We start from the raw sequence: 22,801 nt of genomic DNA, 5'->3' as shown, positions 1-22,801 counted from the left end.
TCTTCAGCGCGCGGAAGAGTAATCGGCGCGGATGACGTTGGACGAACTCGGACCGCGCATCTGCATCATGGGGCCGTCCAACAGCGGCAAATCCACGTTGGCGGACGCCCTATCGCAGGCGCGGGGGCTCACCGCGATCCACCTCGATCAGCTTCACCATCTGCCGCATACCGACTGGATCCCGCGGCCCGCAGACGAATTCGCAGTGTTGCACGATGGCGCGATCCTCGGTTCGCGCTGGGTGATGGACGGTAATTATTCGCGGCTTCTCGCGCGTCGGCTGGAGCGCGCCACCGGGGTCATCCTGCTCGATGTCCCCACCGCGGTCAGCCTCTACCGCTATCTGAAGCGCTGCTGGTTCGATGATGATCGCCGCGGCGCGCTCGAGGGCGGTCGCGACACGGTAAAATGGGCAATGATCCGCCACATCACCACCGCTACCAGAGCGAGCCGCGCCCGCTATGCTCGGATGTTCGAGGAAATTAGCCTGCCGAAAGTGGCGCTCAAGTCGACCGGCGCGCTTGCCGCCTTCTACCGGTCGAACGATTTGCGCCGCTGAGAGCCAATCCGGACCCCGTATCCTGCGGGGTCCGGACCAATGTCGGTCAGCTGTGCAGCGACCGGCGGAACGTCTCGGGCAGGAACACGAGACCCACCAGCGCGGTCACCGCGCAGGCGAGGATCGGGTACCAGAGCCCGTAATAGATATCCCCGGTCGCCGCGACCATCGCGAACGCCGCGGTCGGCAGGAACCCGCCGAACCAGCCATTGCCGATATGATAGGGCAGCGACATCGACGTGTAGCGGATCCGCGTCGGGAACAGCTCGACCAGCAGCGCGGCGATCGGGCCGTAGACCATCGTAACGTACAGCACGAGCAGGACGAGGATCGCGACGACCATCGGCTTGTTGATCTGCGCCGGGTCCGCCTTTTCGGGGTAGCCCACCGCGGTCAGGGCGGTCTTTACCTCGGTACCGAACGCCTTGATCGCCGCCGCCTTCTCAGGCCCCGTAACGACCGCCGGATTGACGACCGGGATGGTCGCGCCGCCGATATGGATCTGCGCGACGGTACCGGCGGGTGCGATCACGTTGGCATAGGAGATGCCGGCCTTGGCCAGATACGCCTTGGCGATATCGCACGAGCTGCTGTCGAACTTGTTCTTGCCGACCGGATCGAACTGCACCGAACACTCGTCGGGATTGGCCACTACCGTCACCGGCGAATTGGCCTGCGCCGCATACAGCGCCGGGTTGGCGGCCTTCGACAGCGCATGGAACAGCGGCATGTACGTGAGGGCCGCGAGCGCGCAGCCGGTCAGGATGATGTATTTGCGCCCGATCTTGTCCGACAGCCAGCCGAAGAAGATGAACGCCGGCGTCGCGATCAACAGCGCGATCGCGATCAGGATGTTGGTGGTCGGCCCGTCGACGCGCAGATTCTTCTCGAGGAAGAACAGCGCATAGAACTGGCTGGTGTAGAACACGACCCCCTGGCCGACGACCGCCCCGAACAGCGCGATCAGCACGACCTTCAAATTGCTCCACTGCCCGAACGCCTCGGTCAGCGGCGCCTTCGAGGTCTTGCCCTCGTCCTTCATCTTCTGGAACACCGGGCTCTCTTCGAGCTGCATGCGGATCCAGAGCGACACGGCGAGCAACGCGATCGAGACGATGAACGGGATGCGCCAGCCCCATGCCGCGAACGCCTCTTCGCCGACGAGCGTGCGGACACCGATCACGATCAACAGCGCCGCGAACAGCCCGAGCGATGCGGTGGTCTGGATGAAGCTGGTGAACAGCCCGCGCTTCTTGTCGGGTGCGTGCTCCGCGACATAGGTCGCAGCACCACCATATTCGCCGCCGAGCGCGAGGCCCTGCAACAGGCGCAACACGACAAGCGCGATCGGCGCGGCGACGCCGACCGACGCGTAGCTGGGCAGCAAGCCGACCAGGAAGGTCGACAGGCCCATGATCGCCATCGTCACGAGGAACGTGTTCTTGCGCCCGACGACGTCGCCGATCCGCCCGAACACCAACGCGCCGAACGGCCGCACCGCGAACCCCGCCGCAAACGCCGCGAGCGCGAAGATGAACCCGGTCGTCTCGTTGACGCCCGAGAAGAACTGAGCGGTGATGATCGTCGCGAGCAGGCCGTAGAGGTAGAAATCATACCATTCGAACACCGCGCCGAGCGACGACGCGATGATGATCAGCGGCTGGCTCTGCTTCACGTGCCCAAGGGGCGATGCGTCCCCTGTTGTCGTCGCCATGGCGGTATCCTCTCAGATGGGTTGGGTGGGGATTCTGCTGCGTTGGGCAGTCAGAACCCGTATTTGAATGCGAATTCGAGGCGGTCGAGCGCGCCGGTGTCACCCGAGACGAGTTCGCGGACGGCGTGGCGATACTCCACGCCGATGTCGAAGCCCTTGCCCGGCGACCAGAACAGGTTGCCTGCACCGCCATAGGACTTGGCATTTGCCAGCCCCGTGACGATCACGCCCGCCGGATAATTGGCCGACTGGTAGCTGCCCATGAGCGTCGAGTGGATCGCATCGGTCCAGCCGATCCGCAGCGCCGCGAAGCCCGCGAAATTGTCGATCCGCTCGAGCTGGGTCGCGGCGCCGCCGTAGATCGCGTCGGGGACGTATCCCAATCCCAGATAGCGGCCGATGCCTTGCCCGTAGGTCGCCATGAAGCGCAGGTCGTGACGCTTGCCGATCGGAATCTTGCCGGACCCGGAAACGCCCCAGCCGAAGGCGGTATCGCCGCTGCCCAGCGTATCGGTGCGCAACTCGCGCGCGAGGCCAGCGAGCGCGAAATCGCCGAATTTCGGCTTCCAGTTCACGCGTGCCACCACGTCGGGCAGGCGGTCGTCATCCGTGTCGACCAGCGCGGCGTTGGCCGGCAATGCCGTTTCCGTTTCGGGGTTCTCGGCCGCGATCTGCAACGTCAGCCCGGATCGCAACGGGATGGTGTAGCGGACCTGGGCCTGGCGGTTGAACACCGTGCCGTCCAGCGGTCCGACGAAATCCGTCGTCTCCGGCAGTACGGCGATGTTCTGGAAGGTCGACCATTCCTGACCGACCAGCAAATTGCCATATTCGATGAAGCCGCGACGGAAGGTGGGCGTGTAGGGATTGGTCGCGCGCTGCGCACCGACCGGCGCCGTCGCGAGCGCGAAATCGAACTCCACCAGCGTCTTGATGTCGGTGCCGTTCATCGGCGTCGACGTGCTGAACTGCAGGCGGGTCTGGCGCGCGGAGAGCAGCAGATCCTGTGTGGAGAACCCGCCGCCGACCGGAATCTGCTGCGGCAGGAAGAACTCCTTGCCCAGCCCACCGACCGCGGCTTCGCCATCGCTGTAGCGGCTGGCAATGACGTTGAGGCGAACGAAGCCGCCCAGCTTGACCGTCGTGTTGCCGACACGAAAACCGTCGGTCGGTGCCGAATTTGTCGCGACAGGCTTGGCCTGGGCCACGTTGGTCGCGCCGGGCGATCGGCCTGGCGACTCGGATGCCACGTTCATGGGGGGCGTGCTCGTGGAAGTCCCGCTCATGGTAGTCGGGGCGGTCGGCGCTGCGGCCGTTGCCCGCGCCGCGTTCAGCTCGCCGCGCAGATCCTGCACCGCGGCTTCGAGCGCCTTCAACCGTGTCTCGAGCTCGACTTCGCGCGCGGTCTGCGCCTGCGCCGCAGTCGGCACCAGGCCCGCCAACGCACTACTCACCAGCAGCGTCCTGAAAGCCAATCGCTTCATGCCCGTTTCCATCCCCACCCGTCTCCGTCCCAGTTCGTCTCTTCGACGTTCTACTATAGGATCGTTGCCACCATGACGGATTGCGACGACGCACACATCCCTTACTTTGGTTAGGGATGATCGTGCCGACACGACCGCGTACAGCGCGGCAAAAGGAGAGCCAGATGACCGAGGCAAGCTATCCCGTCCCCGCGGAATGGGCGAAGGACGCCCTGATCGACGCCGCCGCCTATGACCGGATGTATGCCGAGGCCGCGACCGATCCCGACGCGTTCTGGGCGAAGGAGGCCAAGCGCCTCGACTGGATCGTGGCGCCGACCAAGATCAAGGATACCTCGTTCGAGGAGAGCGACTTCCACATCCGCTGGTTCGAGGACGGACAGCTCAACGTCGCCGCGAACTGCGTCGATCGCCACGCCGATGCGCGACCGGACGCGACCGCGATCCTGTGGGAAGGCGACGATCCCGCCGACGACCGCAAGATCAGCTACGCCGAACTGCGCGACGAGGTGTCGAAGCTCGGCAACGCGCTGAAGGCGAAGGGCGTCAGGAAGGGCGACCGCGTCACGATCTACCTGCCGATGATCCCCGAGGCGGCGTTCGCGATGCTCGCCTGCGCGCGGATCGGCGCGATCCATTCGGTGGTGTTCGGCGGCTTCTCCCCCGAGAGCCTGTGTAACCGCATCCACGATTGCGACAGCCGCATTGTCATCACCGCCGACGAGGGCCTGCGTGGCGGCAAGACCGTGCCGTTGAAGGCCAATGTCGACGCCGCGCTCCACCACGGCGATCTCGCGGTCGAAACCGTCATCGTCGTCCGCCGCACCGGCGGCAAGGTCACCATGACCGAACGCCGCGACTGCTGGTATGCGGAGTGCGTCGAGGGCCAGTCGACCGACTGCGCGCCCGAGCCGATGAACGCCGAGGATCCGCTGTTCATCCTCTACACCAGCGGCTCGACCGGCCAGCCCAAGGGCGTGCTCCACTCGACCGGCGGCTATCTGGTCTGGGCGTCGATGACGCACGAATACGTCTTCAACTACCGCCCCGGCGAGATCTTCTGGTGCGCGGCGGACGTCGGCTGGGTCACCGGCCACACCTACTCGCTGTACGGCGCACTCGCCAACGGCGCGACCACGGTGATGTTCGAGGGCGTGCCCAACTACCCCGATCACAGCCGCTTCTGGCAGATCGTCGATAAGTACCAGGTCAACATCCTCTATACCGCACCGACCGCGCTGCGTTCGCTGATGCGCGAGGGCGACGACTGGGTGACGCGCACCAGCCGCAAGTCGCTCCGTCTGCTCGGCTCGGTCGGCGAGCCGATCAATCCGGAAGCTTGGAACTGGTACCATAATGTCGTCGGCGACGGCCGCTGCCCGATCGTCGACACCTGGTGGCAGACCGAGACGGGTGGCCACATGATCTCGCCACTGCCGGGCGCTACCGCACTCAAGCCCGGCAGCGCGACCAAGCCCCTGTTCGGCGTTATGCCCGAACTGGTCGATGCTGACGGCAAGGTGCTGGAGGGCGCGGTAGAGGGCAACCTCGTCATCGCCGACAGCTGGCCCGGCCAGATGCGGACCGTGTGGAACGATCACGACCGCTTCTTCCAGACCTATTTCTCGACCTATCCGGGCAAGTATTTCACCGGCGACGGCTGCCGCCGCGACGAAGACGGCTATTACTGGATCACCGGCCGCGTCGACGACGTCATCAACGTCAGCGGCCACCGCATGGGCACCGCCGAAGTCGAGAGCGCGCTCGTCGCCCACTCGAAGGTCGCCGAAGCCGCGGTCGTCGGCATGCCGCACGACGTGAAGGGCCAGGGCATCTACGCATATGTCACGCTCAACGCGAACGCCGAGCCGAGCGAGGAGCTGCGCAAGGAGCTCGTCCAGTGGGTCCGCCGCGAGATCGGCCCGATCGCAACCCCCGACATCCTCCAGTTCGCGCCCGCCTTGCCCAAGACGCGCTCGGGGAAGATCATGCGCCGCATCCTGCGGAAGATCGCGGAGAACCAGCTCGACCAGCTCGGCGACACCTCGACGCTCGCCGATCCCGCGGTGGTCGACGCGCTGATCGCCGGCCGCGAGGAGGCCATCCCCGTACCCGCATGAGGCATTGGGCATGACCCGCACGATCCTCATCGCCGACGACCACCCGCTGTTCCGCCAGGCGCTCAAACTGGCGGTCAGCCGCGCCGCGCCCGATGCGGTGGTGATCGAGGCGGGGCAGCTCTGCGAAGCGGTCGACGCGGTACGCGCGGCTGAGCGCCTCGACCTGATCCTGCTCGACCTGCGGATGCCGGGTTCGGAAGGATTCGCGGGCGTGGCACTGCTCCACGCCGAACGCCCCGACACGCCGATCATGGTGATTTCCTCGGCCGACGAGGCCGAGGCGGCACCGCGTGCGCGGGCTTATGGCGCAATCGGCTTCGTTTCCAAGACCGCCGACCTGACCACACTTGAAACCGCCGTAGCTCGAGCCCTAGCCGGCGAACGCGACGCGCCGATCGAAGGTGCCTCCGTCGATGACATGGCGACGCGTGTTGCGAGCCTCACCCCGACCGAACTGAAAGTCCTGCTCGGCGTGCTGGCCGGCCGCCTGAACAAGCAAGTCGCCTTCGACCTTGGCATTTCGGAAGGCACCGTGAAGGGTCATATGACCGCGATCCTGAGGAAACTCGGCGTCCAGAACCGCACGCAAGCCGTCCTCGCGGCACGCGCGATGGACATCCACTTCGCCGATTAGCCGCGCACCGTCCGCCCCTCCCCCAACGTCATCCTGACGAAAGTCAGGACCCAGGATACCACCCACCCCGATCGTGGCTCCGGATCCTGACTTTCGTCAGGATGACGGCGTGGCTTCGTGCTCAATCCTCCCCCGCAAGGGGGAGGTGGCGCCGGAGGCAACGGAGGGGGAAGAACACGCAACAGCAGTTTCCCCTTTCCTCCCCCTCCGTCAGGCAAACGCCCGCCACCCCCCCCCTGCGGGCGAGCCTCAACTTCCCAGCGCCGCCGCCGCAGACGCGTCCTCGATAAACCGCCACAAATCCGCCGGCACCACCGGCTTCGTCAGCACCACCAGCCCAACACACCGCGGATCCTCCGCAACCGCGCGATCCGCCGTCACCAGCGCAATCGCCGGCGCCGGCACCATCGCCCGCAGCCGCGCGACCACGTCCAGCCCGTCCTCCACCTCGTCCAGATGAAAGTCGACGAGCGCCACGTCCGGCTCCTCGTCCGCCGCCAGTTCCAACGCCTCGGCGATCGTCGCCGCCAGCAACGGCACGCACCGCCGCGCCCGCAACGCCGCATCGAGCGCCGCCAGGATCGTCGCATCATTGTCGAGACACAGCACCCGCAACCCCGGCACCAGCGCACGGCTGGCCAGAGGCGTCGGCAACGCCACATCCAACCCAGCCGGCGCCAGCGGCACGCGCACCGCAAACGTCGTCCCCCGCCCCAATTCCGACCGCAACTCCACCGCCGACCCGAGCAACCGCGCGATCCGCCGGACGATCGCGAGCCCCAGCCCGACGCCACCGCCCGCGCTCCCCTTGCTTTCCAGCCGCTCGAATTCCTCGAAGATCCGCTCGCGATCACCCGCAGCAATCCCCGGCCCGTTGTCGCGCACCTCGATCAGCACATCGTCGCCACGCCGCCGCGCCCCGATCCAGATCCGCCCATCCGCCGAATAGCGCACCGCATTCGACAGGAAATTCTGCAGGATCGACCGCAACAACGACCGATCCGTCGCCACGCTGAACGCGCCGGGATGCGCCGCCAGCACCAGCCCGCGCTCCCCCGCCAACGGCCGAAACTGCACCGCCAGCTCCTCGATCAACGCCCCCAGCGCAAACCGCTCGACCTTCGGCACCACGCCCCCTGCATCGAGCCGCGACACGTCGAGCAACGCGCGCAGCAACGTGTCCGCAGACCCGATCGCGCCATCGATCGCGCGCACCAGTTCCGCCTGATGCGGCGCCCTATCCTCGGCCAGCGCGGCGCAGAACAACCGCGCCGCGTGAAGGGGCTGCAACAGGTCATGGCTCGCCGCCGCCAGGAACCGCGTCTTGTCGCGCGTCGCGGTCTCGGCGATCGCGCGCGCCTCGCCGAGCATATGGTTTGACCGCGCCAGATCCTGCGTCCGCGCCGCCACTCGCGCCTCGAGATCGGCCTGCGCCTCCTTCTCCGCGGTGATGTCGGTGAAGCTCTGGACGTACCCGCCGCCCGGCATCGGTCGCCCGACCATCTTGATCCACCGTCCAGACGGCCGTTGCCGTTCGAAACTGTGCGGCGTGCCGCGCGCAAGGTGCGCCACCCGCCGCCCAACATGCGCCGCGATATCGCCCGCGATGCCCTCGCGCTCGGCATTGTAGCGGATCAGGTCGGCGATCGAGCGGCCGACCACGACATAGCCCTCGGGATAGTCGAACATCTCGACATAGCGCGGATTCCAAGCGACCAGCCGCAGGTCCGCATCGATCACGCTGACGCCCGGATCGATCGTCTCCAGCGTCGCCGACAACAGCGTGCGCGAGAACCGCAGCGAGCGCCCGCGCTGGTCGAGCAGGCGGACCACGTCGCTGACGTCGATCGCCGACCCGGCGATGCTCGATGCCACGATCTTGCGCGCCGACGGAGCGCCGATCACGCCCGCGATCAACCGCTCGGCGGTGCGCGCGGCGGGTCCGTCGATCGGCGCGCGCGGATCGGCGGATACCAGATCCAGCGCCAGCGCCTCGGTATCGCCGACGAACCTGGCCACCAGCGACTTCAGCTCGCCGAGCGTCGTGACGTGATCGAGCGCGCTGTTGCCACGCTGGCGTTCGCGGACGTGCAAGCCCGCCATCAGCGCGACGTTGACGCCGAGGCTCCACACCGTGCCGTTGACCAGCGGCGAACCGATCCGCCAGCCGAGCAGCGCATCGGGATCGAGCCACCCGCGCGTGAACTGCGCCAGCGCCGGCCCGACGCGCTCGCCGATCGACGGCAGCAACAGGCAGTAAATCCAGACGATCACGCCTCCAACAAGTCCCGCGCGCGCGGCCGTGTGGTTGGCGAAGTTCCACCCGACCGTCGCGATCAGCGCAGGCGCGAACTGTGCGACGCCGGCGAACGCGATCAACCCGATCGACGCCAGCGGCAGGTCCGCACCGAGGCTCCGCCCATACACCAGCGCGACCGCGACGATCGCCGCGATGATGACGCGCCGCACGCGCAGCATCCGTCGACCAAGCTCGCCTTCGCCCGCCTCGCCGTGCCGCCGGAGCAGCAGCGGCGCGAGCAGGTCGTTGGTCGCCATCGTCGACAGCGCGATCGTCTCGACCACCACCATCGCCGTCGCCGCCGAGAACCCGCCCAGGAATGCGAGCAACGCAACGACGTGCTGACCCTGCTGCAACGGCACCGCGAGCACGTAGAGATCGGGCTCGGCATCGCCCGGCAACAGCGTCATGCCCGCCAGCGCCAGCGGCAGCACGAGCAGCGAGATAAGCACCATGTACGCGATGAACGGTCCGCGCGCTCGCGCGACCGCGTCGTGCCCGCGCGCCTCGATCACCCCGACATAGAATTGCCGCGGCAGACACAGGATCGCCAACGCCGACAGCAAGGTCCGCACCCAGAAATCCGACGACAGCGCCCCCCAGGTGAAGCCCGCCCGGAGCCGCGCCAGTGACGGCGCCAGCGTCGCCGCCGGTACGTCGACGAGCAACGCCATCGTCACCACGCCGAGCACCACGAAACACAGCAGCTTGATCAGCGATTCCGCCGCGATAGCCGCGATCACGCCGGGATTGCGCCCCGCCACCTCATACCGCCGCGCGCCGAACACGATCGCGAACACCGCCAACAGCAGCGCGACGAACGTGCCGACCTCCGCCGAACTGCCGACCCCCGCGATCGCGCCGAAGCTCAGCGTCACCGACCGCAACTGGAGCGCGATATACGGCACCGATGCGAGCAAGGCCGTGCCCGCGACGATCGCCGCGGTGCTGCGACTGCGCCCGTACCGTGCCGAGATGAAGTCCGCGATCGAACTCGATCCCTCGTCGCGCGCGAGCTTCACCAGCCGCGCGAGAAACTTCGGCGCGAGCAGGAACACCAACGCCGGCCCGAGATAGATGGCGAGATAATCCCACCCGCGTGTCGCGGCGGTGCCGACCCCGCCGAAGAACGTCCAGCTGCTGCAATAGACCGCGAGCGACAGCGGATAGGCGATCCGCCCGAGCCGCTGCGACAGGCCTCGCCGATCGACTACCCAGGCGATGCCGAACAACACCGCGCAATAGGCGATGATGGCGAAGATCACATTCGGCCCGCTGATGGCCCCGCTCCCGGTCTGCTCGATATCGTCGTGGAAGAATCAGCCTACGCGTTCGCTCTGCTGTTGCAATGCAACGTGACGGCAGACGCACGCCGGCGGCAGTCTTACGGTCGCACGATCGTCGCCGTCGAATAGGCCGAGAGCGTCCGCCATCCCAGGCGTTCGTACAGCGCGCGCCCCGCTTCGGTCGCGACCAGCAGTTCGGGCGTACCGGGATAATGCCGCGTACCCTGAAGCGCCGCCATCACCGCGCGGCCCAATCCCTGCCGACGATGCGCGGGCGAGGTCACGATCCGGTCGTAAGCGAAGGCGTCGGGTGTCTCGCCCGCGTAGCCGCTCGCCGCCAGCGTGCCGTCCTTCGCCACTATCCGCACCGCGATCACCGCATTGTTGCGGACGACGTCGATCGCATAGCCCTCGACCGCCGCAGCCTCGAACCCCGCGCCGCTGCTTTGCATGAAGAAATTGCCGCCTTCGACCTGCCAGCCGCCGGGGAGGATCGATCGGAGTTCATCGACCTCTCCGCACAGCTTCAGCAAGTAGAGGGGATTCTGAAGACCGCGGGCAAGCGCCACCAATCCTGGCCCGATCGTCGGGAACACCCAGCGGCTGATCTCCGCCTCGGTGCCGGTGTCGACACGGAAACCACCCTGATCGGCAACCGGCTGCGGTACCCCGCGCGCCAGCGACCGACCGCAAAGCCACGCATATACACTGTCGGGATCGACGCCTTTGGTGTTCATCGTCACTCGCGTTGCGACAGCTGCACGCCGGTATCGAAGGCGGACGACCGTCTGACAAGACGTCACACTCTATACAGGCGCCTACTGCGAACGCCGCAAAACCCCGGCGGCCGAAGCCACCGGGGTTCTGTCCGTCCGCATCGGCGGACGGGTCCGATCGGCACCGACACCCTTTGGGGGGGGCGGTGCCGGTGCCGTTTCGGATTACTGAAGCAGCTTCAGCACGCTCTGCTGGCTCTGGTTGGCCTGGCTCAGCATCGCGGTCGATGCCTGGCTCAGGATCTGTGCCTTGGCGAGGGCGGTCGTCTCCGACGAGAAGTCGGTGTCTTCGATCCGGCTCTTGGCGTCCGACAGGTTGGTCGAGTTCGAGGTCAGGTTGTTGACCGCCGACTGCAGCTGGTTCTGCGCCGCACCGAGGTTCGCACGACGGTTCGAGACGTTCGAGATCGCCGTGTCGTAGTCGGAGAGCGTACCGGCCGAACCGGTTGCCGTCACGACGGTGCCGAGGCCCGTGCCCGCAGCCTTGAGGTCGCCGCCGAGAGCGAGATCGATCGCGTCGGTCGAGTTCGCGCCGGCCTGGATCTTCACCGTGCCGCCGGTCCCGGCCGAACCGTCGAACAGCGCCACGCCGTTGAACTTGGTGTTCGTCAGGACGTTGGTGATCTGGGTCGACAGTGCGTCCTGCTCGGCCTTGATGTTCAGGATGTCGCTGGCCGAATACGTGCCGTTGCCCTTCTGGACTTCGAGCTCGCGCATACGCTGCAGGTTGTTGGTGACCTCGTCGAGCGCGCCTTCAGCGGTCTGCGCCATCGAGATGCCGTCATTGGCGTTGCGGATGCCCTGGTTCATGCCCTTGATCTGCGACGTCATCGACGTCTTGATCGCCATGCCGGCTGCGTTGTCCTTGGCCGAGTTGATGCTCTTGCCGGTCGACAGGCGCTCCATCGAGGTCGACAGCGCCATGCTGGCTGCGTTCGAAGCGTTCGCGGCGCGCATGGCCGAGATGTTGGTACCGATGACAGTCATTGCGAAATCTCCGTAAATTTTCAGACGATCCGCGCCGCCCCCGTGGCGAAGTGCCGATCTATCGAAATGAGTAACGGCCGGGTCCGCGCGGGCTTTAGAAAAAAAATCGCGCCGGAAATTACAGCGGGATCGCATCGGCAAATCACGCCGTCCCGACCGTCATCCGCCAAAGTCTTCTACGCGGGCGCACGCGCGCGAACGCGATCGCACGTGTCCGCGCAGCCACGCCCGGAAATATTCTGCCGGCAGGCGGCAGCGTTTAACCAGTAGTTTACCAGCAATGCGGCATTCCCCGACTCGTCCAAGGGGAACACCATGCGATCGATTTTTCCATCAGCCGCAGTCACTTCGCGAAAATATGCGCTGGTCTCGTCGCTGCGCGCGCAGGGCTTCGGCGTGGGCTCGTTCGAAACCGGCCAGCCCGGCGCGAACGACCTGTTCCTGGTGGCGGATGGCGAGGGCATCACCGCCCCTGCCCGTACCGTGGTGATCGGCTGCGAGGGGCGCCAGGTGACCCCGTCGCGCGATGGCACGCCGGCCCGGATCAGCTTCACCGCCGAGGACGCCGCAGTCGGCAACGGCTTCGCGCGCGCCCTGATCGGTGGGCCCGAGATGCCGACCGCCGCCGACCCCGAATCGCTCGCGCTGCTCGCCTTGGCGGAGCGCGTCGCCGCCGCCGACATCACCGTACTGATCAACGGCCCGACCGGCACCGGCAAGGAAGTGCTCGCCCGCGCGATCCACAACGGCTCGGCGCGGAAAGACAAGCCGTTCATCGCGATCAACTGCGCCGCGCTCCCTGAATCGATGCTCGAAGCGCTGCTGTTCGGTCATCAGAAGGGCGCGTTCACCGGCGCGTCGAGCGGTGGCGACGGGTTCTTCCGCGCCGCCAATGGCGGCACGATCCTGTTGGACGAAATCGCCGAGATGCCGCTCCAGCTGCAGGCGAAGCTGCTCCGCGTGTTGCAGGAGCGCGAAGTCGTGCCGTTGGGCGCCTCGGTGCCGCAGCCGATCGACGTCCGCGTCATCGCCTGCGCCAACCGCGACCTCCACGCCGAAGTCGCCGCCGGCCGGTTCCGCGCCGATCTCTATTACCGTCTCGCGGTGTTCCCGCTCGCGACCAAGCCGCTCGCCGACCGTCCGCATGACATCCCGGCGCTCGCCGCCACGCTGATCCTGCGCCACGCGGGCAACCGCACGCTCATTCCCTGGCCGAGCCACGCCGCGATCGAACAGCTGATGCACCATGACTGGCCGGGCAACGTCCGCGAGCTCGAGAACGTGATCCAGCGCGCGCTGCTGTTCTGCGGCGGCGACACGATCGAGGCGAACCACATCGTGTTCGATCGTCCGGTGTCGCTGACCTTTCAGCGCAGCGTGCCGATGGCGTCGATCCTCCCCGCCGCGGTCGTCGCACCGACCGAGCCCGAAACCCGGGGCAGCCCCGACACCCTGGGCAACATCGTCCAGATGAGCGAGTTCGCCGCGATCCGCGAGACGCTCAAGGCGTGCAACGGCAGCCGGATCGAGACCGCCAAGCGCCTCGGCATCTCCGAACGCACGCTGCGCTACCGCCTCGCCAAGGCGCGCGAGCAGGGTGACGACATCGGCAGCGTCCATAATTGGGCGGCCTCGGCATGAGCGGCGTCTCGGGCATCGGTGGCGGCGCGATGAGCGTCGACCGCGTGATGGCGCTGCGCTCGCAGATCCTCGAACGCAACCAGGCGCTGTCGCGTGCCGGCGCCACCGGCAACGTCGCGCCGACCGAAGCGGCCAAGCCGGTCAGCTTCGTCGACACGATGGAATCGGCGCTAAAAAGCGTCAACGAAGGCCAGACCCAGGCCGCCAAGGTCAGCGAAAGCTATGAGCGCGGCGAGACGGTCGACATCGCGAAAGTGATGCTCGCCCGCCAGCAGGCATCGGTCGGTTTCGAGGCGACGTTGCAGGTCCGCAACAAGCTGCTGTCCGCCTACAAGGATATCATGAGCATGCCGGTCTGACATGAGCACCGCACTCATCCCCTCGCCTGGCGGCACCGAACGGTTCGCCAACCCTCTCCAGCAGATCAAGAGTGCGTTCGCGCAGCCGGCGGTGCGCCGTTCGCTGCCGATGGCGCTGATGGTCGGACTCATCGCGGCCGCCGCGCTCGCGTGGATGAGCCTGTCGACGCCGACGCAGAAGACGCTGTTCAGCGGCCTGCCCGATTCGGACAAGGCGGCGGTCACCTCCGCGCTGACCACCGCCAACATCAAGAGCCATATCGACGATGGTACCGGCGCGCTGACCGTGTCCGAGGAGGACTATAGCCGCGCGAAGATGCTGCTCGCCGGCCAGGGCCTGCCCAAGGCGGCGCCCGGCGGCTATGCGATCCTCGACCAGTTGCCGATGGGCGTGAGCCGCGCGGTCGAAGGCGAACGTCTCCGCCAGGCACGCGAGTCCGAGCTCGCCAAGTCGATCGAGGAAATCGATGCGGTCGCCGAGGCGCGCGTGCATCTCGCGATGCCCGAAGCGTCGGTGTTCGTCCGCGACAACGCCGCGCCGTCGGCGTCGGTGATCCTGAAATTGCAGGGCGGCCGCTCGCTGAGCGATGCGCAGGTCAGCTCGATCATCAACCTCGTCGCCTCGTCGGTGCCGGGGATGAAGCCCGAGGCGGTGACGATCGTCGACCAGATGGGCGCGTTGCTGACCAAGAGCGGTGGCGGCGATGGTGCCGGTGCCGCGAGCGACGCGCGGATCGATATCCAGCGCCGGATCGAGGACAAGTATCGCACCCAGCTGATCGCGCTGCTCACGCCGCTGGTCGGCGCGGGCAACTTCACCGCCGAGGTCCAGGCCGACGTCAATCTCGACGAGAGCCAGGCGACGCGCGAAAGCTACGAGAAGCAGGGCGTATTGCGCGCCGAGACGGGTAACTGGACGGGCAACCAGAAGGAAGGCGCCGCCGCCGGCCCCGGTGGTATTCCCGGCGCCCTCAGCAATACGCCGCCCTCGGCGAGCACCTTGTCGACTCCGCAGGCGCAGAACGGCAACCCCGGTCCCCCGGTCGCCGGCGGTCCGGCCCCCGATCCGATGAAGCAGTCCGACCAGTATCAGCGCGCCTACGACCTCGGCCGCGAAGTCTCGGTGACGCGCGCGACGCCGGGCGGGGTCAAGCGCCTGTCGGTCGCCGTCCTGCTCCGCGATCCCGACAAGACCCGCCGCACCGCGATGGAGATCACCCAGATCAGCGATCTCGTGAAGAGCGCGGTCGGATTCGATGCGGCGCGCAACGACAACGTCACGGTGATCAGCCGCAAGTTCGCCGGCGCCGATGCGTCCGCGACGAGCGGCCCCGCCTGGTACGACAACGCCTGGCTGCCGGTGCTCGCGCGCAACGGCACCGCGATCGTCATCGCGCTGCTGGTGCTGCTGCTCGGCGTCCGCCCGATCGCCAAGGCGCTGATGAAGAAGCGCGACGACGCCACGACGCGTCCCGCCTTCGGCCAGCCCATCGGCGAGGTCGATGGCGACGGCGCGCCTGCCGGGATCGGCGTGGCCGCCCCCGTCAGCCTCGACCAGCTCGAGAACACGCGTGGCTATGACGACCGGATCGGCGCAGTCCGCGGCTTCACCCGCGACAATCCGACGCGCGCCGCGCTGGCGGTACGCGACATGATCAAGGCGGACGCGAAGTGAGCGAGGTCGCCATCAGAACCTACACCGGCGTCGAGCGCGCCGCGGTGCTGATGATGCTGGTCGGTGAGGAAGAGGCTGCCGCCATCCTCCAGAAACTCGAGCCCGAGGAAGTGCGCCAGCTCGGCGCGGCGATGTTCAAGGTCGCCGACGTCTCCGAACAGGAAGTCGAGGACGTGCTCGACGATTTCGTCGGGCATGCCCGCGAACGCACCGCGATCGGCTTCGACCCGCGACCCAAGATCGAGGCGGTGATGAACCGCGCGCTCGGTCGCGAAAAGGCCGAGAGCGTGCTGGCGCGGATCACGCCGGCCGAGGCCGCGTGCGAACTCGAACTGCTCGACTGGCTCGACGCGCCCGAGATCGCCGCGATGATCGAGAAGGAGCATCCGCAGATCGCCGCGGTCCTGATCGCCAATCTCGATGCGTCGATCGGCGGCCAGGTGCTCGAACTGCTGCCCGACGCGGTCCAGCCCGACATCCTCCACCGTATCGCCCGGCTCGGGCCGATCACGCCAGAGGCGGTCGATACGTTGCGCACCTTGCTCGCCAACCGCACCAGCACGTCGTCGGCAGGCGCCGGCGTCACGCTCGGCGGCACGCGTGAAGCCGCCAAGATCCTGTCCGGCGCGCGCAAGGCGACCGAACAGCGCGTGATGCCGAAGCTGTTCAAGATCGACCGCGACGTCGCCAAGGCGATCGAGGAGGCGATGTTCATCTTCGACAATCTGCTCGACCTCGATGACAAGAACCTGGGCACGCTGATCCGCAACGTCGACAGCGAGATCCTGACCAAGTCGTTGAAGGGCGTCGACGAGACGATCCGCAACCGCTTCCTCGGCTGCATGTCGGCGCGCGCCGCCGACGGCATCCGCGACGAGATGGAGGCACGCGGGCCGATGAAGCTCGCCGAGGTGCTCGAAGCGCAAAAGGCGATGATCGCGATCGCGCGCGGGCTCGCCAAGGACGGCACGATCCAGATGGGCGGGGGCGAGGACGATTATGTCTAACGGCTTCACCGCGGGCTTCGCGTCGCGCCACACCACCGCTGCCAACGTCCTCGCCAGCGCGTTCGCGCCGCCGTCCGGTTTCGCCGCCGCGGATATCCGCGCGCGCGCGACGATTCGGCCTGCCAATGATTTCGGGCACGCGTTCACCGCCGAATCCGTCCGCGACACCGCAGGCGATGCCGGCACTCCGCGCCATTTCAGCCCGGCCGACAAGGACGCGAACCCGACCGCCGGCTGGGATCCGCTCGATCCGGTGAGCGAGTCGTCGTTCATCGATCCGCTCGCGGCCGCGCATGCCGCCGGCTACGAGGAAGGGCTCGCCGCCGCCGCGGCTGCCGCGCGCGATGCCGGCGAGCGTGACGCGACGTTGCTCGGCGATCTCGCCACCGCGCTGGGCGCCGATCGGATCGACCGCGAGCGGATCGCCGGACAGCTCCGCCAGACCGTCCTGTTCCTCGTGTCGAAGGTTGTCGGCGAAGTCGGGATCGCACCCGACGTGCTCGCCGGCCGCATCGAAAACGCCGCCGAACTGCTCGCCGACGGTGCCGAATCGGCGTTGCTCCGTGTCCATCCCGACGACGTCGCGCTACTCGAAGGCCGCCTGCCGAAGTCGATCTTCGCGGCAGGCGACCCCGGCGTCGCGCGCGGCAGCTTCGTCCTCGAAAGCGCCTCGACGATCGTCGAGGACGGTCCGGAATTGTGGCTCGATCAGCTGGCGCTGGCGATCGACCGCGTGCCGGTGCCCAAATGTTGAACCGCTTCACCGCCGATTATCTCGAAACCCTCTCCAACGCCGATTTCGTCGCCAAGCCCAAGGTTTCCGGCCGTCTCGCTTCGTTCGATGGCCTGCTCATGGAAGCGGTCGGGCTGACGCTGCCGGTCGGCACCGTCTGTCAGGTCGGCGAAGGGGCGGCGAGCGTCGAGGCCGAGGTCATCGGCTTTCGCAACGGCCGTACGTTGATGATGAACCTCGGCGGCGCCGCCGCATTGCTGCCACGCGCGCCGGTCAAGCCGATCGGTGCGCCCGGCGAGGCCGAAGTCGGTGCCGCGCTGCTAGGTCGCGTCGTCGACGGCGCCGGCAAGCCGATAGACGGACTAGGCCCGATCCGCGGCGCGGCGCGCTGGCCGCTCGCGGGGAAACTCCAGTCGCCGCTCGATCGTGGCCGCGTGCGCGAACCGCTCGACGTCGGCGTCCGCGCGATCAACGGCCTGCTGACGATCGGCCAAGGCCAGCGCGTCGGCATCATGGCCGGCTCGGGCGTCGGCAAGTCGGTGCTGCTCGGCATGATCGTCCGTGCCGCGCAGGCCGATGTGATCGTGATCGGCCTGATCGGCGAGCGCTCACGCGAAGTCGCCGACTTCCTCGAGACGAAGGTCGCCGGCGAAGCGCGCAAACGCTCGGTGGTCGTCGCGGTCCCCGCCAACCATTCGCCCGTCCTCCGCATCCGCGGTGCACTCCGCGCGCACGCGATCGCAGAGGCTTTCCGCGACGAGGGTAAGAAGGTCCTCCTGATCATGGATTCGCTGACCCGCGTCGCGCATGCCGGTCGCGAGATCGGCCTCGCGCTCGGCGAACCCGCATCCGCGCGCGGCTATCCGCCGTCCGCGATCGCCATGCTCCCGAACCTGATCGAGCGCGCGGGCGTCGACGTCCACACCGGCGGCTCGATCACCGCGATCTACACGGTGCTCGCCGACGGCGACGATGGCAACGATCCGGTGGTCGATTCGGCGCGCTCGATCCTCGACGGCCATATCGTCCTAAACCGCCAGCTCGCCGAGCGCGGCGTGTACCCGGCGATCGACATCGGTCCCTCGGTCAGCCGCGTGATGACCGACATCGTCGACGCCCCCCACGCCGCGGCCGCCCGCACGCTGCGCCGCCACCTCGCCACCTATGAGGAAAACCGCGATCTCGTGCTGATGGGCGCGTATCGCCACGGCGCCGATCCTGCGATCGACGCGGCGATCGCGTGCCACCCCGCGGTCATGGAATATATCCGCCAGGATGCCGACGAGAACGTCTCGCTCGCCGATGCTGTGGCCGAACTGACCGGCGTCTTCGGCGGCTGAGATGGCGGATGCTCGCGGCAAGACCCTGGCGCGCATCCACCGCGTCCGCACGCTCCAGCTCGGCTTGACCCGCGCCGACGAAGCGCGCGCGCACGACAAGTTCGCGAGCGAACAGCTGTTGTCCGGGCGTATCGCGCTGCTCGTCGACGCGGTCGCGCCGGTCCACGAGACACAGGTCGCCGTGTCGCTGGGCGCCGCCGCGCATTACCGCGAACGCCTGCAGAAATCCGCCGACGCCGCGGTCGAGCGGATGCAGGCCGCCGAACATCATGTCGGCCGCGCAGCCGAAGCGACCCGCGCCGCCAAGCGCGACCAGAGTGCGGTCGAAAAGCTGCTCGCGCGTGCCGATGCCGACGCGGTGCTGAAGGCGATCCGCGCGATGGAGGAATCGCCCGCGTTCCGAAAGGTTCGGCACGATCCTTGCTGAGCGCTAGCGGACCGGCGCCGTGCCGCCGCCCGAACGAGTATCCTGCATGATCCCGACCCCGACCCTATCTCCCACGCTGCCGACCCCGGCGCGGTCGACGACCGTGCAGAACGGGCGGGCGCCGGGCGATTTCGCGGGCTCCTTCGCGCAGGCGAACGACGACGCCGGCGCGGAGGGTGCGTCGACGCCACCGATGCCGATCGTCGCAATCCCGGCGCTGTCGCCCGGCACGATCATCCGGCAGGACGCCGCCGCGACCGGCAACACCTTGCCGACCCCGATCGTGACGGAGAGTGCACAGCCGATCGCCCCGGCAATCGTCACTCTCCTCGCCGAGCCGCTCGCGGCAGGCCCGCGCCCGACATCGCTAACGCTCGTACAACCAGCAATCCTGGCAGATCCGGAGCCCGCGACGCCCGACCTCGCCAAACGCACCACCGCCCCGCGTCCGAGCCCTAATGCAGCGCGTCCCGCGGCGTTCGCGATCGCGCCCCGCGGCGGCAAGTCCAAGAGCGACACCCCGACGACCCCGTCGGACGACACCGCCGACGCGACGCTCGTCGATCAACCGGCGCTGCCCGATCAGCCCGTGATCGCTCAGCCGATTCTCGCTCAGCCCTTTGCGCACGCCAACCCGAACATCCCGCTGGTCACGCCACTCACGCCCTCGCCGCCGCCCGAAGCCACCAAGATGATCGTGGCCGATTACACCGTCGCGCCCGCCGGATCGGCGATCGGTGCCGCAAAGCCCGTCGCTACAGGTGCGGCAGACGCAAAGCCTCTCATGGCCGCGGAACCGAACCTCACGACCTCGATCACCACGGCCCCACGGCAATCTCGCAGCGCGCCGAAGCTCGCACAGGCCGAACCGGCTGCGCCAACGGCGATCCCCGTCGCGCCATCCGCAATTCTGCAAATCCCGATCGCGCCACGCCCAGTCGCGCAGCTCAGCGCCCTACCCGTCGCCACAGCCTCGCCGCGAACTGCGGTGGGCGTGGTCGATCGTAGCCAGATCTCACCGCGGGAAGTCACGCCGGTCACCCTGACGCCCGTCACCCCGGTCACCACCACGCCCGCTGCGGCTCCGCCGTTGCAGATCGTGGCGTTTGCGGCGACCGTGCCCGTCGCGCCACAAATCTCAAGCGTGATTCCCCCACTCGGTCTTGCGACCGAACCCGGTTCGACCGCGCAATCGTCGGTGCCAGCGCCGGCCACCGACGCCGCGCCGGCCACGCCGCGCTGGACCGCGACCGAGGCGACCACCCCCGTCGCGCTCACGCTCGCGCAGCCCGTCGCGGTCCAGCCGCAACCCGGCACCGTCGCCTCGGCCAGCCAGGTGTTCGGCGCCGCGATCCAGGCCGCCAAGGCGCGCGACGAGCGCGACGCGACCGATCCGAGCGTGCCGTCGATCGCCGCCGGCGCGCCGGTATCGCCGCTGACGATCAAGACCGCCGAGGCGCAGCAAACCCCGCTCGACATGCGACAGGAGCGCTGGCCGCACGCGATGATCGAGCGCATCGAGATCCTGCGCAACGCCGCCGATGCGACCGATACGCGGATCCGCCTGGTCCCCGACGCGCTCGGCGCGATCGACGTCTCGATGCGCAAGGACGGCGATACCGTCCACGTTCATTTCACCGCCGACCAGGCCACGACGCGCACGCTGTTGCAGGACGCGCAGCCGCGGCTCGTCGAACTCGCCGAAGCACGCGGGCTGAAGCTCGGCCAGGGCATGCTCGGTGACAATGCCGCCAGCTCCAGCCAGCAGCGCACACCCACCGCGCCGCACTCTCCGAATCGCCCGACGACCGCGCCAGCCGCGGTGATCGACGACGCGCACGAAGACACCCGAATCGCTTGACCCGAAGGACCCTGACATGAGCGACAAGAAAGATATTGCCGACGCCGCCCCGAAGAAGAAGGGCAAGATGAAGACGATCCTGATCGGCGGCGTCGCGCTGATCGTGCTGGTCGGCGGCGGCGTCGGCGCGGGCGTGTATGCGTCGAACGCCGGCCTGCTCGGCGGCGGTCACGCTGCGGCGGCCGACGACGGCAAGCCCAAGCTCGTCCCCAAAAGCGAGCAGAAGCATCCCACCGAAGGCGGCGAAGGCGGCGGTCATGGCGGCGATGAGGCCGCGCCCGAAAACCACGGGATGAAGCCCCCCGCAGGAGAGGGCGGCGACAAATACGCGTCGACCTATTACCCGATGGAGAAGGAATTCACCTCGAATCTCCAGGACTCGTCGCACTTCGTCCAGGTCGGCATCGCGGTCGCCACGCCGTACGACGACACCGTCATCACCAATTTGAAAACCAACGACATCGCGGTCCGCTCGGCGATCCTGATGGCGCTCGGCGACACGACCGAGGAGCAGGTGATGAGCAGCGACGGCAAGCGCCAGCTGCAGGTCCGCCTGGCGAAAGCGATCAACGATACGCTCAAGCAGAAGGAAGGCTTCGGCGGCATCGGTAACGTTTACTTTACCAGTTTCGTTGTTCAGTGAGGCATGGTTAACGAGGCCTCAGCAAAGACACGCGAGCGACGCGACCGGGATCGCTCCGGCGCGCCCAAGGACGGCGTGCTGCATCAGGGCGTGCTCGGCGGGGCCAAGCTCAATCCGTTCGGCGACCTGCATTCGTTGCAGCATCTCTCGGCACGGTTCGCACGCGGTTTGCGCGGCGTGTTCGAGCCGTTGCTGCGCCAGGAGGTCCGCTGCTGGGCCGAGCCTTTGGTGGTCCAGCGCTTCACCGATTACCGCGCGGAGCGCAGCGATGCGCTGACCGCGTGGCTGCCGCTGATCATGACTCCGGGGATGGCGCAGGCGCTGTGCATCATGGACGGCAAGTTCGTGCTCGAGATGCTCGACATGTTCTTCGGCGGCACCGGTGCCGCGCCGCACACGCTGCCAACCGAGTTCTCGCCCGCCGCCGAAGCGATGGTCGCGCGGATCGGCCAGATGATCGCCGCGCCGTTAAAGACCGCGTGGGAGCCGATGGCGCGGTTCGACTTCCTGCCGACCCGCGTCGAGGTGAACCCGGCGATGATCGCCGATCTCGACGGCGAGGACGCGATGATCGTCACGCGCTTCGGCATCGCCGCCGGAGCTGCAAAGCCGGTGTTCCTCGACCTCGTCTACCCCGTCTCAGCACTGAAGCCGCATGCGCCGTCGCTGACCGCGAAGGTCGTCGGCAAGTCGGCCGAGCCCGATCCGGCCTGGCGCACCGAGCTGACGCGGGCCGCCATGAACGTGCGCTTCCCGATCCGCTCGGTGCTCGCCGAGCCGGTCGTCAAGCTGACCATGCTGATGGACCTGAAGCCCGGCGACGTGATTCCGATCACCATCTCGGGCGACGTGCCGGTGATGGTCGGCAACAACCGGCTCGGCTGCGGCACGGTCGGCACGTCCAATGGCTTCGCCGCCATCCAGCTCACCTCGATTACCAGTTTCGACGAAGGATTTGCAGCATGAACGACATGACCGGAGGCTTCCCAGTCGACGCCGCCGTCGCCGCCAATTTCCGGCTGCTCCAGGATGTCGACGTCAAGCTGACCGTCGAGATCGGCTCGACCAGCCTGACATTGCGCGAACTGCTCGCGCTGGGCGAATCCAGCGTGATCGAGCTTGATCGCCAGGCGAACGAACTCCTCGACGTGTTCGTCAACGGCACGCTGATCGGCCGCGGCGAAGTCGTCACGGTCGGCGAGCGCTTCGGCGTGCGGATGACCGAGCTCGTCAGCCCCGACAAGCGCGGCTGAGCC

19 protein-coding genes are annotated in these 22,801 nt (G+C 67.7%); 14 read left to right on the top strand and 5 right to left on the bottom strand.

Annotated features, from left to right (window positions below; genetic code table 11):
- The first annotated feature begins 31 nt into the window (after positions 1-31).
- Positions 32-559, top strand: coding sequence for an AAA family ATPase (locus tag ASF09_RS10960; RefSeq protein WP_060526214.1), 528 nt, complete (start codon positions 32-34; stop codon positions 557-559).
- 46 nt (positions 560-605) lie between these two features.
- Here the strand turns inward: ASF09_RS10960 and ASF09_RS10955 are convergent, their stop codons facing one another.
- Complete coding sequence (locus tag ASF09_RS10955) at positions 606-2,273, bottom strand: MFS transporter (RefSeq protein ID WP_060526213.1); 1,668 nt, start codon at positions 2,271-2,273, stop codon at positions 606-608.
- 50 nt (positions 2,274-2,323) lie between these two features.
- Positions 2,324-3,757, bottom strand: a complete 1,434-nt coding sequence (locus ASF09_RS10950; RefSeq protein ID WP_060526333.1) for a DcaP family trimeric outer membrane transporter — start codon at positions 3,755-3,757, stop codon at positions 2,324-2,326.
- 164 nt (positions 3,758-3,921) lie between these two features.
- Between ASF09_RS10950 and acs the strand changes: the two genes are divergently transcribed.
- On the top strand, positions 3,922-5,877 hold the full coding sequence (acs, locus tag ASF09_RS10945; protein WP_060526332.1) for an acetate--CoA ligase: 1,956 nt from the start codon (positions 3,922-3,924) through the stop codon (positions 5,875-5,877).
- Between the two features lie 10 nt (positions 5,878-5,887).
- Positions 5,888-6,511: a response regulator transcription factor gene (locus ASF09_RS10940; RefSeq protein WP_060526212.1), complete on the top strand. Its 624-nt coding sequence runs from the start codon at positions 5,888-5,890 to the stop codon at positions 6,509-6,511.
- Between the two features lie 249 nt (positions 6,512-6,760).
- On the opposite strand, the gene ASF09_RS10935 is transcribed toward ASF09_RS10940, so the two are convergent.
- The 3 genes from ASF09_RS10935 to ASF09_RS10925 all read right to left on the bottom strand — a co-directional run bounded on the left by ASF09_RS10935 (position 6,761) and on the right by ASF09_RS10925 (position 11,859).
- Positions 6,761-10,075, bottom strand: coding sequence for a hybrid sensor histidine kinase/response regulator (locus ASF09_RS10935; protein WP_235529790.1), 3,315 nt, complete (start codon positions 10,073-10,075; stop codon positions 6,761-6,763).
- Between the two features lie 119 nt (positions 10,076-10,194).
- The gene (locus ASF09_RS10930) at positions 10,195-10,833 is read right to left on the bottom strand and encodes a GNAT family N-acetyltransferase (RefSeq protein ID WP_060526211.1); all 639 of its coding nucleotides are present in this window, start codon (positions 10,831-10,833) and stop codon (positions 10,195-10,197) included.
- A gap of 204 nt (positions 10,834-11,037) precedes the next feature.
- The gene (locus ASF09_RS10925; protein ID WP_056054167.1) at positions 11,038-11,859 is read right to left on the bottom strand and encodes a flagellin N-terminal helical domain-containing protein; all 822 of its coding nucleotides are present in this window, start codon (positions 11,857-11,859) and stop codon (positions 11,038-11,040) included.
- A gap of 315 nt (positions 11,860-12,174) precedes the next feature.
- Here ASF09_RS10925 and ASF09_RS10920 point away from each other — a divergent pair, with 315 nt between their 5' ends.
- From ASF09_RS10920 to fliN, 11 genes are read left to right on the top strand one after another with little or no spacing between them, the layout of a single operon-like run.
- Positions 12,175-13,500, top strand: coding sequence for a sigma-54 interaction domain-containing protein (locus tag ASF09_RS10920; RefSeq protein WP_060526210.1), 1,326 nt, complete (start codon positions 12,175-12,177; stop codon positions 13,498-13,500).
- Positions 13,497-13,859: a flagellar hook-basal body complex protein FliE gene (gene fliE / locus ASF09_RS10915; RefSeq protein WP_060526330.1), complete on the top strand. Its 363-nt coding sequence runs from the start codon at positions 13,497-13,499 to the stop codon at positions 13,857-13,859. The genes ASF09_RS10920 and fliE overlap by 4 nt, the downstream gene beginning before the upstream one ends.
- A 1-nt stretch (position 13,860) precedes the next feature.
- Entirely contained in the window at positions 13,861-15,534 is a 1,674-nt protein-coding gene (fliF, locus tag ASF09_RS10910; RefSeq protein WP_060526209.1) for a flagellar basal-body MS-ring/collar protein FliF, read from the top strand.
- A complete protein-coding gene (gene fliG / locus ASF09_RS10905; RefSeq protein WP_056054156.1) occupies positions 15,531-16,541 on the top strand; it encodes a flagellar motor switch protein FliG in 1,011 nt (336 codons plus the stop codon). The genes fliF and fliG overlap by 4 nt, the downstream gene beginning before the upstream one ends.
- On the top strand, positions 16,534-17,295 hold the full coding sequence (locus tag ASF09_RS10900; protein ID WP_060526208.1) for a FliH/SctL family protein: 762 nt from the start codon (positions 16,534-16,536) through the stop codon (positions 17,293-17,295). Before fliG ends, ASF09_RS10900 begins: the two co-directional genes overlap by 8 nt.
- A complete protein-coding gene (locus ASF09_RS10895) occupies positions 17,289-18,614 on the top strand; it encodes a FliI/YscN family ATPase (RefSeq protein WP_060526207.1) in 1,326 nt (441 codons plus the stop codon). The genes ASF09_RS10900 and ASF09_RS10895 overlap by 7 nt, the downstream gene beginning before the upstream one ends.
- 1 nt (position 18,615) lies before the next feature.
- Complete coding sequence (locus ASF09_RS10890) at positions 18,616-19,041, top strand: hypothetical protein (RefSeq protein ID WP_060526206.1); 426 nt, start codon at positions 18,616-18,618, stop codon at positions 19,039-19,041.
- Positions 19,042-19,087: 46 nt separating this feature from the next.
- Positions 19,088-20,902: a flagellar hook-length control protein FliK gene (locus tag ASF09_RS10885; RefSeq protein WP_060526205.1), complete on the top strand. Its 1,815-nt coding sequence runs from the start codon at positions 19,088-19,090 to the stop codon at positions 20,900-20,902.
- Positions 20,903-20,918: 16 nt separating this feature from the next.
- Positions 20,919-21,545, top strand: a complete 627-nt coding sequence (locus tag ASF09_RS10880) for a flagellar basal body-associated FliL family protein (protein WP_060526204.1) — start codon at positions 20,919-20,921, stop codon at positions 21,543-21,545.
- Between the two features lie 3 nt (positions 21,546-21,548).
- Entirely contained in the window at positions 21,549-22,511 is a 963-nt protein-coding gene (locus tag ASF09_RS10875; RefSeq protein WP_060526203.1) for a flagellar motor switch protein FliM, read from the top strand.
- Positions 22,508-22,798: a flagellar motor switch protein FliN gene (gene fliN / locus ASF09_RS10870; RefSeq protein WP_056054132.1), complete on the top strand. Its 291-nt coding sequence runs from the start codon at positions 22,508-22,510 to the stop codon at positions 22,796-22,798. The genes ASF09_RS10875 and fliN overlap by 4 nt, the downstream gene beginning before the upstream one ends.
- Positions 22,799-22,801 lie beyond the last annotated feature (3 nt).

Source organism: Sphingomonas sp. Leaf242 (genome assembly GCF_001422045.1).
Taxonomy (GTDB): Bacteria; Pseudomonadota; Alphaproteobacteria; order Sphingomonadales; family Sphingomonadaceae; genus Sphingomonas.
This window is presented reverse-complemented; position numbering and strand designations above follow the sequence as displayed.

Bases quoted from the DNA above. Each gene is read 5' to 3' on its own strand.
- ASF09_RS10960 (WP_060526214.1), top strand. From the start codon at position 32: ATGACGTTGGACGAACTCGGACCGCGCATCTGCATCATGGGGCCGTCC.
- ASF09_RS10895 (WP_060526207.1), top strand. From the start codon at position 17,289: ATGTTGAACCGCTTCACCGCCGATTATCTCGAAACCCTCTCCAACGCC.
- ASF09_RS10885 (WP_060526205.1), top strand. From the start codon at position 19,088: ATGATCCCGACCCCGACCCTATCTCCCACGCTGCCGACCCCGGCGCGG.
- ASF09_RS10925 (WP_056054167.1), bottom strand. From the start codon at position 11,859: ATGACTGTCATCGGTACCAACATCTCGGCCATGCGCGCCGCGAACGCT.
- ASF09_RS10950 (WP_060526333.1), bottom strand. From the start codon at position 3,757: ATGAAGCGATTGGCTTTCAGGACGCTGCTGGTGAGTAGTGCGTTGGCG.
- fliF (WP_060526209.1), top strand. From the start codon at position 13,861: ATGAGCACCGCACTCATCCCCTCGCCTGGCGGCACCGAACGGTTCGCC.
- ASF09_RS10930 (WP_060526211.1), bottom strand. From the start codon at position 10,833: ATGAACACCAAAGGCGTCGATCCCGACAGTGTATATGCGTGGCTTTGC.
- ASF09_RS10880 (WP_060526204.1), top strand. From the start codon at position 20,919: ATGAGCGACAAGAAAGATATTGCCGACGCCGCCCCGAAGAAGAAGGGC.
- ASF09_RS10900 (WP_060526208.1), top strand. From the start codon at position 16,534: ATGTCTAACGGCTTCACCGCGGGCTTCGCGTCGCGCCACACCACCGCT.
- ASF09_RS10890 (WP_060526206.1), top strand. From the start codon at position 18,616: ATGGCGGATGCTCGCGGCAAGACCCTGGCGCGCATCCACCGCGTCCGC.
- ASF09_RS10955 (WP_060526213.1), bottom strand. From the start codon at position 2,273: ATGGCGACGACAACAGGGGACGCATCGCCCCTTGGGCACGTGAAGCAG.
- ASF09_RS10920 (WP_060526210.1), top strand. From the start codon at position 12,175: ATGCGATCGATTTTTCCATCAGCCGCAGTCACTTCGCGAAAATATGCG.
- acs (WP_060526332.1), top strand. From the start codon at position 3,922: ATGACCGAGGCAAGCTATCCCGTCCCCGCGGAATGGGCGAAGGACGCC.
- fliE (WP_060526330.1), top strand. From the start codon at position 13,497: ATGAGCGGCGTCTCGGGCATCGGTGGCGGCGCGATGAGCGTCGACCGC.
- fliN (WP_056054132.1), top strand. From the start codon at position 22,508: ATGAACGACATGACCGGAGGCTTCCCAGTCGACGCCGCCGTCGCCGCC.
- ASF09_RS10875 (WP_060526203.1), top strand. From the start codon at position 21,549: ATGGTTAACGAGGCCTCAGCAAAGACACGCGAGCGACGCGACCGGGAT.
- ASF09_RS10940 (WP_060526212.1), top strand. From the start codon at position 5,888: ATGACCCGCACGATCCTCATCGCCGACGACCACCCGCTGTTCCGCCAG.